This is a genomic window from Acidipropionibacterium timonense, from assembly GCF_900605005.1.
GTDB classification, from domain to species: domain Bacteria; phylum Actinomycetota; class Actinomycetes; order Propionibacteriales; family Propionibacteriaceae; genus Cutibacterium; species Cutibacterium timonense.
This window is the reverse complement of sequence record NZ_LR027558.1, coordinates 1212046-1224246: the sequence shown is the minus strand read 5'-3', so window position 1 is coordinate 1224246 and position 12201 is coordinate 1212046. Positions and strand designations below refer to the sequence as shown.

Annotated in this window: 9 protein-coding genes; 5 read left to right on the top strand and 4 right to left on the bottom strand. The window is 69.6% G+C overall.

The annotated features are described in order from the left end of the window. Nucleotides 1-11: 11 nt before the first annotated feature. Nucleotides 12-1376: a histidine--tRNA ligase gene (hisS, locus tag E0E30_RS05805; RefSeq protein WP_130865490.1), complete on the top strand. Its 1365-nt coding sequence runs from the start codon at nucleotides 12-14 to the stop codon at nucleotides 1374-1376. On the opposite strand, the gene E0E30_RS05800 is transcribed toward hisS, so the two are convergent. Genes E0E30_RS05800 through E0E30_RS05790 form a run of 3 tightly spaced genes read right to left on the bottom strand, consistent with a single transcriptional unit; the run spans nucleotide 1293 to nucleotide 7102 of the window. Then, nucleotides 1293-2078 carry a DUF998 domain-containing protein gene (locus tag E0E30_RS05800; RefSeq protein ID WP_245306657.1) on the bottom strand — a complete coding sequence of 262 codons (786 nt, stop codon included), beginning with the start codon at nucleotides 2076-2078 and terminating at the stop codon, nucleotides 1293-1295. The two genes, hisS and E0E30_RS05800, sit on opposite strands and share 84 nt — an antisense overlap. 5 nt (nucleotides 2079-2083) lie before the next feature. Next, entirely contained in the window at nucleotides 2084-2647 is a 564-nt protein-coding gene (locus E0E30_RS05795; RefSeq protein WP_130865488.1) for a GNAT family N-acetyltransferase, read from the bottom strand. 54 nt (nucleotides 2648-2701) lie between these two features. Next, complete coding sequence (locus E0E30_RS05790) at nucleotides 2702-7102, bottom strand: acyl-CoA dehydratase activase-related protein (protein ID WP_130865487.1); 4401 nt, start codon at nucleotides 7100-7102, stop codon at nucleotides 2702-2704. A 129-nt stretch (nucleotides 7103-7231) separates the two neighbouring features. Here E0E30_RS05790 and E0E30_RS05785 point away from each other — a divergent pair, with 129 nt between their 5' ends. From E0E30_RS05785 to E0E30_RS05770, 4 genes are all read left to right on the top strand, one after another. Beyond that, nucleotides 7232-7927 carry a TetR/AcrR family transcriptional regulator gene (locus tag E0E30_RS05785; RefSeq protein WP_130865486.1) on the top strand — a complete coding sequence of 232 codons (696 nt, stop codon included), beginning with the start codon at nucleotides 7232-7234 and terminating at the stop codon, nucleotides 7925-7927. A gap of 55 nt (nucleotides 7928-7982) precedes the next feature. Further along, the gene (locus E0E30_RS05780) at nucleotides 7983-9053 is read left to right on the top strand and encodes a glycosyltransferase (protein WP_130865485.1); all 1071 of its coding nucleotides are present in this window, start codon (nucleotides 7983-7985) and stop codon (nucleotides 9051-9053) included. A gap of 135 nt (nucleotides 9054-9188) precedes the next feature. Beyond that, complete coding sequence (gene aspS / locus E0E30_RS05775) at nucleotides 9189-10994, top strand: aspartate--tRNA ligase (RefSeq protein ID WP_130865484.1); 1806 nt, start codon at nucleotides 9189-9191, stop codon at nucleotides 10992-10994. Between the two features lie 113 nt (nucleotides 10995-11107). Continuing rightward, on the top strand, nucleotides 11108-11452 hold the full coding sequence (locus tag E0E30_RS05770; protein ID WP_130865483.1) for a metallopeptidase family protein: 345 nt from the start codon (nucleotides 11108-11110) through the stop codon (nucleotides 11450-11452). Here the strand turns inward: E0E30_RS05770 and E0E30_RS05765 are convergent. Then, nucleotides 11404-12099 (bottom strand): phosphatase PAP2 family protein, encoded by a 696-nt coding sequence (locus tag E0E30_RS05765; RefSeq protein WP_130865482.1) that lies wholly within the window; start codon nucleotides 12097-12099, stop codon nucleotides 11404-11406. The two genes, E0E30_RS05770 and E0E30_RS05765, sit on opposite strands and share 49 nt — an antisense overlap. Between the last annotated feature and the right edge of the window lie 102 nt (nucleotides 12100-12201).

The window sequence follows — 12201 nt, the reverse complement described above, 5'->3', positions numbered from 1 at the left end:
AAGGATCCTCCATGGCCCGCCTCAAGCCCCTGTCCGGTTTCCCCGAGTTCCTGCCCCAGGGACAGATGGTGGAGAACCATGTGACGCGGATCCTCGAGGAGACCTTCGAGCTGCACGGGTTCGCCCCCATCCACACCCGTGCCGTCGAGACCATGGCCTCCCTCACCCGCAAGGGCGAGATCGACAAGGAGGTCTACGTCGTCAACAGGCTGCACGCCGATCCCGACGAGCACGCCGAGGCCGCCGACCAGCTCGGCCTGCACTTCGATCTCACCGTGCCCTTCGCCCGGTACGTCCTGGAGAACGCCGGACACCTCACCTTCCCGTTCCGGCGCTACCAGATCCAGAAGGTCTGGCGGGGGGAGCGCCCCCAGGAGGGCCGCTACCGCGAGTTCACCCAGGCCGACATCGACATCGTCGGCTCCGAGACCCTCGCCGAGCACCACGACGTGGAGGCCCCGCTCGTCATGCTCGAGGCCCTCGAGCGGCTGCACACCGAACTCGACTTCCCGACCGTCACCATGCACGTCAACAACCGCAAGCTCTCGGAGGGTTTCTACCGCGGGCTGGGCATCGCCGAGCCGATGGCCGTCCTCCAGCGGGTCGACAAGTACGACAAGATCGGTCCGGACGCCGTCCGCGAACTCCTCACCGAGGAGCTCGGCCTCTGCGAGGAGGTGGCCGCCAAGTGCGTCGCCCTCGCCGGGATCTGCGAGCCCGACAGTTCGTTCATCGAGCAGGTGCGAGCCCTGGGGGTGGCCAACGACATGCTCGAGGAGGGTCTGGACGCCCTCGACCGCGTCGTCACCGCCGTCAACCGGTCCGTCCCCGGACGGATGGTCGCCGACCTCAAGATCGCCCGCGGTCTCGACTACTACACCGGCACGGTCTACGAGACGATGCTCACCGGCCACGAGGCCATGGGGTCCGTCTCCTCGGGTGGTCGCTACGACTCCCTGGCCTCCGACGGCAAGCACGTCTACCCCGGGGTGGGCATCTCCCTGGGCCTCACCCGACTGCTGGCCCCGGTCATCTCGAAGGGGCAGCTCACGTCGACCCGCACCGTCCCCAGCGCGGTTCTCGTCGCCGTCAACACCGAGGACGACCGGTCCCACTCCGAGGACGTCGCCCGACAGTTGCGGGCCCGCGGCATCCCGTGCGAGGTGGCTCCCAAGGCGGACAAGTTCGGCAAGCAGATCCGCTACGCCGACCGCCGCTCGATCCCCTTCGTGTGGTTCCCCGGGTCGGTGCACGAGGACGCCCGTGCGGCCGACGAGGTCAAGGACATCCGGTCAGGCGACCAGGTCGTCGCTCATCCCGCGACCTGGATGCCGCCCGCCACCGACCTGCACCCGGGTGTCGTCGGCAACTGGTGAGGCCGCCCGCGCGCGGGTGAGCGTGCCGGGCGCGACCCGCGTCCCGTGGTCGGCCCCGCGCGACCACCGGTCAAGGGCGAGCAGCACCCACCATGTCGTCACGCAGGTGAGCGCGATGCGCTGCCACAGCCCGACGACATCCAACGGGGTGTCCCGCCACAGGCCTGCCGCGCAGCCCAGGGTGAGCCCGTAGGCCAGGGCCCAGGGCACCATGAGGGCCCGCACCCACACCCGGACGCGCCCGAGCAGTCCGGTCGTCACGAGCAAGGCACCGATGAGGGCCAGCTCGACGACGACGCTCGAGACCTCGTGCAGCAGATGGCTCGTGCTCACCGCGCCGGTCGCATCGGCGACCCGGCAGGCTGCCGAGAGGGCGGGGGAGCAGTCCATGGGGAAGGCGACGTCGGCCAGGGTCGCCACCCCGGCCAGGGCCAGTCCGATCGCGCCGAGCTCCTCACGTCGCACCCTCGCCAGAGGACGGGCGGCGAGCCCGTGGACGACGAGGGCCAGTCCCATGACGGCGTCGCACAGGTGGAAGAAGAGGTGGTGCGGCTGGTCGACGGCCGCCATCTCGCTGGCGTAGGCCCGCAGGCTTGACGCCGGGGTGCCGGTGATCTCGCCCAGGGTCCAGCTCAGGGAGGCCAGGGCTGCGACGAGGAGGCTTCCGACCGCGATGCGTCGTCTGCTGCCCTCACCGACCATGATCCTCACGACATCAAGTATGCGTCAGCCGGCCATTCGCTACGCAGTAGGCCATGGTACTGGCTGTCCCGGATGCCCATGTTCGTGCGGATGCACGCCCGACGCAGGCCCTCACGCACCATGCCGGCCTTGTCCATGACGCGGCCCGAGGCGACGTTGTCGGGGTCGTGGACGGCCTCGACCTTGTGGTAGCCGATGGCGAAGAGCTCACCGATGACCGCCCGCAGCGCCTCGGTGGCGTACCCCCGACCCCACCAGGGACGTCCGTAGCAGTAGCCCACCTCGGCCAGCCCGACCGACTCCACCGAGCGGACGACGTCGATGGTGCCGATGAGGACACCGTCGACCGTCACCCCCCAGCGATGCACCGTGGGGTCCTCGTACTGGGCCACCCAGTCGGTGAGCAGGGCGCGAGTGACGTCGCGGTTGGCGTGCGGCGGCCAGGACAGGAAAGGCGTCACCTGCGGGTCGGACGCCCAGTTCTCGAACATCTGGTCGACGTCGTCGAGGGTGAGACGCCTCAGGAGGAGCCGGGAGGTGGTGAGGGTGCGGGTGCCGCGGTGGTCCATGACGGCCAAGCCTAGCGACGTCGATCCGCACCCCAAGCACCCTCGGGAGCCCCCTCACAGGCCGATCGAGGCGGCCTCCCGGGCGTCGCGCACCGCGATCTCGGCGAACGGATCGACGTCTGGCGACTGGGGCACCGTGGCCTCGGCCGGGACGGGGACCGGCTCCGCCGGCACCTCGTGCCGGTCCCGGGCGGTGGCGGCCATGAGCTTGATCCGGTTGAGCTGGTTGACCTGCGAGGCACCCGGGTCGAAGTCGATGGAGACGACATTGGCCTGCGGGTACTGCCGTCGCACCTCCCGGAAGACGCCCCGTCCGGTGACGTGGTTCGGCAGACAGGCGAAGGGCTGGACGACGGCGATGTTCGGCACCCCCTCGCGGATCATGTCGACCATCTCCCCGACGAGGTACCAGCCCTCGCCGGCCTGGTTGCCGAGCTGGACGATCCGCTGGGCCTCGTCCCGGATCGTCTCGATGGAGGTCGGCACCTCGAACCGGCGCGACCTGGCCAGGGCGGCGTCGACTGGCTTCTGGTACTGCCTCAGCAGCGCCAGGAAGGCGTGCTTGACGTGGCGTCCCCACTTGTCGGTGCCGAAGGTGGCCCAGTTGTAGTCGCCTGCGGCCAGGCAGTTGTGGACGAACCACATGAGCCCGGGCAGGACCGCCTCGCACCCCTCGGACTCGATCGTCTCGACGATGTGGTTGTTGGCGTCCGGATGGAACTGGACGAGGATCTCGCCGAGCACCCCGACCCGGGGACGACGCGGCTCGTCACGCAGCGGCAGGGCGTCGAACTCCTCGACGATGCCGCGCACCAGGCAGTGGTAGCTCGTCCGCCTCCCCCACGTGGCCGATCTGCCCGAGTCGAGGAAGTGCTCCCTGGCGATCCGCGTCCACCGTTCCATGAGGGCGTCGGCCGATCCGGGTTCCAGTTCGTAGGGCCGGGTGCGCAGATGGACCCGCTGGATGACGTCGCCCAGGGTGATCGCCTGGGCCATCCGGTGCACGAGCGGCGCCGTGAGCTTGAACCCGGGATTGTCCTCGAGGCCCTGCAGGCTGGCGGCGATGACGGGCACCTGACCGAAGCCGGCGTCCTTGAGGGCCTTGCGCAGCAGGGCGATGTAGTTCGTCGCCCGGCACATGCCACCGGTCTGGGTGAGGAAGAGCGAGGTGTGCTCGAGGTCGTAACGTCCCGATCGCAGGGCCGAGACGAGCTGGCCGATGACGACGATGGCCGGGAAGCAGGCGTCGTTGTTGACCACCGACAGGCCGTACTCGATGTCGGCCCGCGACGCCTCCTTGAGCACCTCGACCCGGTACCCGCTGGCGGTGAGCGCCGCCTCGGCCACCGCCGTCTGGTAGGTCGCCAGCTGCGGGACGAGGATGGTGTGGGTCCGTCGCATGGCCTTGGTGAAGGGCACCGACGCCGGTTCGCTCACCTCGTGGACGACGCGGTCGCGATCGGCGCGCTCGCGGGCGGCGGCCTGGAGGGACCGCAGCCGGATCCGCGCGGCGCCGAGGTTGGACACCTCGTCGATCTTGAGGCTCGTGTAGATCCGGTCGCGGGCGGCCAGGACCTCGCGCACCTGGTCGGTGGTGATGGCGTCGAGCCCGCATCCGAAGGAGTTGAGCTGGACCAGCTCGAGGTCGGGGCGGGTGCGGGCGAAGGCCGCCGCCTGGTACAGACGCGAGTGGAACATCCACTGGTCGCGGACCCGCAGCGGACGCTCGAGCAGGTCGGCCCCCAGGTGGGCGACGCTGTCCTCGGTGAGCACCGCCATGCCCAGGGAGTTGATCATCTCGGGGATCCCGTGATGGATCTCCGGGTCGACGTGGTAGGGCCGGCCCGCCAGGACGATGCCGGGCACGTGGTGCTCGCTCATGTACTCCAACGCCTCCTCGCCCATCCGGCGGATGTCGGCGCGGAAGGCGGCGTCCTCGGCGAAACCCGCCGCGACGGCCGTCCGCGCCTCCTCGACGCTCACCCCGTCAGCGGCGAAGATCTCGGCGAGCCGCTCGGCGAGCTTGTCGGCGTCGGCCAGCGAGAGGAAGGGACTGAGCAACTCGACGTCCTGCTCGCGCAGTGATTCGACGTTGGCGCGGATGACCTCCGGGTAGGAGGCGACGACGGGGCAGTTGAAGTGGTTGTCGGCGTCGGCCACGCTCACCTGCTCGAATCGGATGCACGGGTCGAAGATCCGCTTGACGCCGCGCTCGACGAGGTCCTCGACATGGCCGTTGGCGAGCTTGGCGGGATAGCAGATGTTCTCCGAGGCGATCGACTCCATGCCCTTGTCGAAGAGCTCATGGCTCGAGCGTCCGGAGATCATGACCCGGAACCCCAAGGTGGACAGGGTGGTGAACCAGAAGGGGTAGTTCTCGTACATGTTGAGGGCCCGGGGCAGGCCCAGGTCGCCACGGAAGGCCGCCTTCTCGGTGAGACGGCGGTAGCCGAAGAGCCTCTTGTACTTGGCCTCGAAGAGATTGGGCAGCTCCGACTTCGGCTGCCGCGACAGTCGCCGGTTGTCGACCTGGGCCCCGCGGTCGCAGCGATTGCCCGAGACGAAGACACGGCCGTCGGAGAAGGTCGAGATGGTGCGCTGGCAGTGGTTCTGGCACAGCATGCAGTCGTCGCGATGGGTCTCGACGGCGAACCCGTCGAGTTCCTCGCGCTCCCGCAGGCCAGTGCCGGAGGGCTCCCCGGCGTGGAACCTGGCCCGCGCCGTGAGGGCGGCCCCGTAGGCGCCCATGAGACCGGCCTCGGCGGGCCGGACTACCTGTCGGCCGGTGAGCAGCTCGAAGGCGCGCAGGACGGCGTCGTTGAGGAAGGTCCCTCCCTGGACGACGACCTTGTCGCCGAGCTGGGCCGGATCGGTGAGCTTGATGACCTTGTACAGGGCGTTGCGCACGACCGAGTAGGACAGGCCGGCGGCGATGTCACCGGGGGCGGCACCTTCCTTCTGGGCCTGCTTGACCGAGGAGTTCATGAAGACCGTGCACCGGCTGCCGAGGTCGACCGGGTGCTCGGCGTCCAGACTCATCGTGGCGAAGTGCTCGATGTCGGTGCCCATGCCGGCGGCGAAGGTCTGGAGGAAGGAGCCGCAGCCCGAGGAACAGGCCTCGTTGACGCTGATCGAGTCGATGACGTCGTCGACGACCCGCAGGTACTTCATGTCCTGCCCGCCGATGTCGATGATCGAGGTGACGCCGGGGCACAGGTGCTCGGCGGCCCGGTAGTGGGCCATCGTCTCGACCTCGCCGTCGTCGGCGCCCAGTGCGGCCTTGACGAGTCCCTCGCCGTAGCCGGTGGTGCAGGTGCGGGCGATGACGGCCCCGGCGGGCAGGTCGTCGTAGAGGTCGGCGAGGATCCTCACCGCCGCGCTCACCGGGTCGCCCTCGTTCGAGGCGTAGTGGCTGGCGACGATGGTGAGGGACTCGTCGAGGAGCACCGACTTGATCGTCGTCGAGCCGGCGTCGATACCGAGGAAGAGGTTGCCGCTGGCGTGCTCCAGGGGCATCCGCGGCAGCTTGGCCCGGGAGTGCCGGGCCCGGAACTCGGCGAGCTCCTCCTCGTCGTGGAACAGCGGCGGCATGGACTGGCTCACCCCGCTCGAGGCCCGCACGGAGCGGGCGCGACGAGCCAGATCGGACAGGTCGACGTCGTCCCCGTCCGCCTTGAGCGCGGCGCCCATGGCGACGTAGAGCTGGGCCCGCTCGGGGGTGACGAAGTCGCTCACCTTGCCGGCCAGCAGCCTGGCGAAGGCCGCGCGCAGGCTCGGCATGAAGTGCAGCGGGCCGCCGAGGAAGACGACCTGACCACGGATCGGCCGGCCACAGGCCAGGGCTGCGATGCACTGGGTGGCGACCGCCTGCATGACCGAGGCGGCCAGATCCTCGTGCCTGGCTCCCTCGTTGAGCAGCGGCTGGAGGTCCGACTTGGCGAAGACACCGCAGCGGGAGGCGATGGGATGGGTGGTCCTGGCGTCGAGGGCCAGTGTGTTGAGCCCGGCGGCATCGGTGTGCAGCAGGGTCGCCATCTGGTCGATGAAGGCACCGGTACCGCCGGCGCAGGAGCCGTTCATCCGTTGCTCGGGGACGGGCTTGAGGTAGGTGATCTTGGCGTCCTCGCCACCGAGCTCGAGGAGGACGTCGGCCTCGGGATTCCAGTGCTGGACGGCGGCCGTCTCGGCCATGACCTCCTGGATGAAGGGGATCGCCAGGGCATCGGCGCTGCCCAGCCCGGCCGAGCCGGTGACGGAGGCGATGACGCGGGCCCCGGGAAGGGCGGCCGAGGCGTCCTCGAGCAGGTCGGCCAGGGCGCCGGTGATGTCGGCGCGGTGTCGACGGTAGTCCTCGAAGACGACGGGGGCGCCGTCGGCCGGGTCCCCGTCGAACACCACGGCCTTGATCGTCGTCGACCCGACGTCCAGACCCATCCGCATGACTCGTGCGTCCATGAGTCCATTTCAACACCATGGAAATGACGCCGTGCGGGTGGGGTCGACATTCGACCCGAGGCCCGCTCACCCCGACGGGTCGAGGGGTCGATGGACGGCGTCAACGGCCCGCGGGTTAGGGTGGCCGCCATGCCCGCACGTCGCACCCCAGGGGACAGCCACCTGTCCGAGGAACCCGGACGCCGAGGTCCGCGCTCCGACGCCGGTGCGGCCCGTTCGGCGATCCTCACCTCGGCCCGACGGCTCTTCCTCGACGCCGACTTCCAGTCGGTGTCCCTGCGTGCCGTGGCCCGCGACGCCGGGGTCGACACCTCCCTGGTGAGTTACTACTTCGGGTCCAAGCAGCACCTCTACCTCGAGGCGATGTCCCTGCCGAACGGACCGCACCGGATCATCGCCGCCGTCTGCGAGCTCGCCACGCCACTGGACCTTGGGGAGTCGCTCGTCCGCGCCTTCGTCGAGGCCTGGGACGGGCACGTCACGGCGTCCGACGAGTCCGGCAGCCCGTCGATGCAGGGGGTCGTCCAGGCCATCCTCGAACAACCCGGGGCGTTCGAGTCCCTGCGCGGGTTCTACGAGGACATGCTCATCGCCCCGGTGGCGCGCGTCCTCGAGACCGTCCACGACCCCGCAGAGGCCCACATCCGGGCCAGCCTCGGCCTGGCGCGGCTGCTCGGGATCTTCACGACGCGCTACATCGTCGGCCTGGACGGACTGCGCGATCTGTCCGGCGAGGAACTCGTCGCCCGGGAGGCACCGGGCCTGCAGCTCACCCTCACCGGACCACGGCCCGCCCTGCCGACGAGCGTCGCCGGATCACGCTAGAGTTCGTCCTGGAGGGCGCAAGGACGCGCGAGACACACCATCCGGAGAAGGACCCATGACGATTGCGATCAAGCTCGGATTTCTGGACGACACCCCCATCGTCGACGAGGACGGCCACCTGACGAAGAGGGGCGCGGGCAGCAACATCGTCGAGCGACTCATGAAGATGTACCCCGACTCGGTCGTCGTGGGCCATGAGGACCGCGACTACCCCGACTTCAAGCTGCGGACCCTGGAGAGCCTCGACGCCAAGTCGACGCTGCTCATCAACCTCGACGTCATCGACTCGGTCGGCGCCTTCCAGATCCTCCACCGTGAGGGCGACGAACCCAAGATCCTCAACTTCCAGTGGCTGCCGCCGTCCCACTACCACCACAAGGTGAACTTCGCCGCGATGGGCCTGTCCTACGCCCTCTTCCCGACGCTGTGTGCCGGCGAGCGGACCGCCGGGGAGGTCGTCGAGATCGTCCGGCGCTGGACCATCCCACCGCTGGCCCACCAGGCCCGCGTCGCCTGGGTCCAGCCCGGCATCCGTGACGACCTGCTGCGCGAGCACGTCGACACCGAGGTGCCGACCGTCCTGTACCCGTCGATCCACCTCAACGACACCAAGCAGCCCAAGCTCTTCCTCGACATCGTCAGCCGGGTGGCCGACCGCGTCCCCCTCAAGATGGAGGCCCGCCTCGGCCAGCGTGACCTGGCCAGCGTCTTCGCCATGAAGATGAGTGCCCCGCGCTGGGCCCAGGTCGGGCCGCTCTTCGGTGAGCGTGAGGAGTACTGGGAGTCCCTGGCCCGGATGACGGCCTTCGTCGCCACCGCCCGCGACGAGGCCTACGGCTTCGAGTACATGGAGGCCCTGCTGGCCGGCGCCGTCGGCGTCCTGCCCCGGGCCAAGTGGGCCGGCGAGATCGTCCCCGAGGACTACCCGTACCTCTACGACGACGCCGACCACGCCGTCGACCTCCTCGAGCAGGTGCTGCGCGACCCGGCATCGGCCCGGGCCAAGGTCGACGCCTGCGCCGACGGCTCGATGCGCGAGTGGATCCTCGCCCACAACCGCCGCTCCGGCGGCAACGACGCGATCCGTCGTCAGGTCGAGGAGTGGTTCCCGGAGATCACCGGCTGAACCCTCTCATCCCCGGACGACGTCCCCCGGGCTCGTGGACCGCGCTGTGGTGTGCGTCCTCATGAGCCCGGGGGATAGTCTTGCCCGAGGCCCGTACCGTCTATGCGAGGCCCCGACAACGGAAGGATGAATCCCGTGCTGCGAACCCACGAGGCCGGAACCCTGCGCTCCAGCGACATCGGCAAGGAGGTGACCCTCGCGGGATGGGTCGGGCACCGGCGCGACCATGGCGGCGTGGCCTTCATCGACCTGAGGGACGCCTCCGGTCTGGCCCAGGTCGTCATCCGCGACGAGATCCTCGAGTCCTCCGGCGCCCACGACCTGCGCAACGAGTTCTGCATCCGGGTCACCGGCGTCGTCGAGGCCCGCCCCGAGGGCAACGCCAACCCGAACCTCCCGTCGGGGGAGATCGAGGTCAACATCTCGACTCTCGAGGTGCTCAACGTCTCGGCCCCACTGCCGTTCCAGATCGACGAGCACATCACCGTCGGCGAGGACGCCCGGCTCAAGTACCGCTACCTCGACCTGCGTCGTCCCCGCCAGCACGAGGCCCTCGTGCTGCGCTCGCGGGTGACCCACACCATTCGTGAGGTCCTCGACCGGCACGACTTCTACGACATCGAGACGCCGACCCTCACCCGCTCGACTCCCGAGGGTGCGCGCGACTTCCTCGTCCCGGCCCGCCTGGCCCCCGGCTGCTGGTACGCCCTGCCGCAGAGCCCCCAGCTCTTCAAGCAGCTGCTCATGGTCGCCGGCATGGAGCGGTACTACCAGATCGCCCGGTGCTACCGCGACGAGGACTTCCGGGCCGACCGGCAGCCCGAGTTCACCCAGCTCGACGTCGAGATGAGCTTCGTCGACCAGGACGACGTCATCGCCCTGGCGGAGGAGGTCATGGCCGAGTGCTGGAAGCTCATCGGCGTCGACATCCAGGCCCCGTTGCGCCGGATCACCTGGCACGAGGCCATGGACCGTTACGGCTCCGACAAGCCCGACCTGCGCTTCGGCAACGAGATCACCGAGGTCACCGAGTTCTTCGCGAACACCCCCTTCCGGGTGTTCCAGGCCCCCTACGTCGGTGCCGTCGTCATGCCCGGCGGGGCCTCCCTGCCGCGTCGCCAGTTCGACGCCTGGCAGGAGTGGGCCCGCACCCGCGGGGCCAAGGGCCTGGCGTACATCACCGTGGGCGAGGACGGCACGCTGGCCGGCCCGGTCGCCAAGAACATCTCCGACGAGGAGAAGGCCGGGATCGCCGCCACGGTCGGCGCCACCCCGGGCGATGCCATCTTCTTCGCCGCCGGCGCCCGCACCGCCTCCCAGGAGCTGCTCGGTGCGGCCCGGCTCGAGATCGGTCGCCGGTGCAAGCTCTACGATCCGTCCGACTGGGCCTTCTGCTGGGTCGTCGATGCGCCGCTGTTCAAGCCGACCAAGGAGGCCCAGGCCGAGGGTGACGTCGCCGTCGGCGAGGGTGCCTGGACCGCCGTCCACCACGCTTTCACCAGCCCGACCCCCGAGTGCCTCGACACCTTCGACACCGACCCCGGGTCGGCCCTGGCCTACGCCTACGACTTCGTGTGCAACGGCAACGAGGTGGGCGGCGGGTCCATCCGTATCCACCGCCGGGACGTCCAGGAGCGGGTGTTCAAGGTCATGGGCCTGGGGGCGGAGGAGGCCCAGGAGAAGTTCGGCTTCCTCCTCGACGCCTTCAAGTTCGGCGCCCCGCCGCACGGTGGCATCGCCTTCGGTCTCGACCGTCTCGTCATGCTGCTCGGCGGGTTCGACTCCATCCGCGACGTCATCGCCTTCCCCAAGACCGGCAACGGATTCGACCCGCTCACCGCGGCCCCGGCACCGATCTCGATCCAGCAGCGGCGGGAGGCCGGGGTCGACGCCAAGCCCGTGAAGAAGGCCGAGAAGGCCAAGGACGAGGCCTCCGCCTGAGCCTTGGTCCACGAGGCACCGTCAGGAGAATCCCCGGAGCGGGACAATGTTCCCCCGAAGGGGAGGATTCCTCCGCTCCCGGGATTCTCCTGACATGACCGGCGGGAGACACCATGACCGAGCAGGCCTTCGACCGCGCCATCGACGACGCACTGGACCGCATTCCGCCGCGGCTGCGGGCTCTCCTCGACGATGTCGTCATCCAGATTGCCGAGGAACCACCCGCCGACGAGCCGGCCGACCTCCTCGGTCTCTACGACGGGGTCCCGCTCACCGACCGCGACTCCACGTGGGGTTTCGTACCCCCCGACGTCATCACGATCTTCGCGGGGCCCCTGCGCCGGGCCTTCCCCGACCACGACGAGCTCGTCGACGAGATCGCCGTCACCGTCATCCACGAGGTCGCCCATCACTTCGGGATCGACGACGACCGCCTCACCGAACTCGGCTGGGACTGACCCGGGGCCGGCGCCGACCGATCGCCCTGGAGAGCAGCGCTGAGCACCAGGGTCACCCCGGCCCCGACGAAGCACCCGGCCAGGACGTCGGTGAACCAGTGCACCCCCAGGTACAGCCGGGACGACGCCACCGCCGCGACGAGTACCGCCATGGCACACCAGGTGGCCACGACCACCCGCCGCGAGCAGGTCACCGCCTCGACGACCAGGCCGATCGAACACCCCAGGGCCGCCACCGCCGTGGCATGACCCGAGGGGAAGGAGAAGTTGAGTTCGGTGGTGAGTCGGGTGAGCAACGGCGGTCTGGCCCGCTCGAAGGACAACTTGAGCACGTGGGTGAGCAGGCCCGAGAGCCCCACCGCGGCGACGACGAGCAGCGCCGATCGCCATGCCCTCGTGGCCCACCACACGACCAGGGTCACCACCGCAGCCAGCACCGTCGCGCTCATCGGATTGAAGAGCCAGGTGACCGCCCTCATGAGCTGGGTGAATCCCGGCCGCCGGTTCTCGAGGAACTCCGCCAGCACCCGCGAGTCGCCGTGCACGATGACCCGCAGTCGCACGAGCAGGCCCATGACCACCGCCAGGACGACCAGGGTCGCCCCCACGACCGTCCGAAGTCGCCCTGCCAGCCTGAGCACCACCATCCCTCCAGCCTAGATGTAGGAGCTCATGACGTTGGTGACGCGCGCGGGGGTTTGGCTGGCGGGTGGCTGGTCTCGGCAGGCGGTGTGGGGTCGATGGTAGTT

Coding starts and splice junctions, on each gene's coding strand:
- hisS (WP_130865490.1), top strand. CDS start 12: ATGGCCCGCCTCAAGCCCCTGTCCGGTTTCCCCGAGTTCCTGCCCCAG.
- E0E30_RS05800 (WP_245306657.1), bottom strand. CDS start 2,078: ATGGTCGGTGAGGGCAGCAGACGACGCATCGCGGTCGGAAGCCTCCTC.
- E0E30_RS05795 (WP_130865488.1), bottom strand. CDS start 2,647: ATGGACCACCGCGGCACCCGCACCCTCACCACCTCCCGGCTCCTCCTG.
- E0E30_RS05790 (WP_130865487.1), bottom strand. CDS start 7,102: ATGGACGCACGAGTCATGCGGATGGGTCTGGACGTCGGGTCGACGACG.
- E0E30_RS05785 (WP_130865486.1), top strand. CDS start 7,232: ATGCCCGCACGTCGCACCCCAGGGGACAGCCACCTGTCCGAGGAACCC.
- E0E30_RS05780 (WP_130865485.1), top strand. CDS start 7,983: ATGACGATTGCGATCAAGCTCGGATTTCTGGACGACACCCCCATCGTC.
- E0E30_RS05770 (WP_130865483.1), top strand. CDS start 11,108: ATGACCGAGCAGGCCTTCGACCGCGCCATCGACGACGCACTGGACCGC.
- E0E30_RS05765 (WP_130865482.1), bottom strand. CDS start 12,099: ATGGTGGTGCTCAGGCTGGCAGGGCGACTTCGGACGGTCGTGGGGGCG.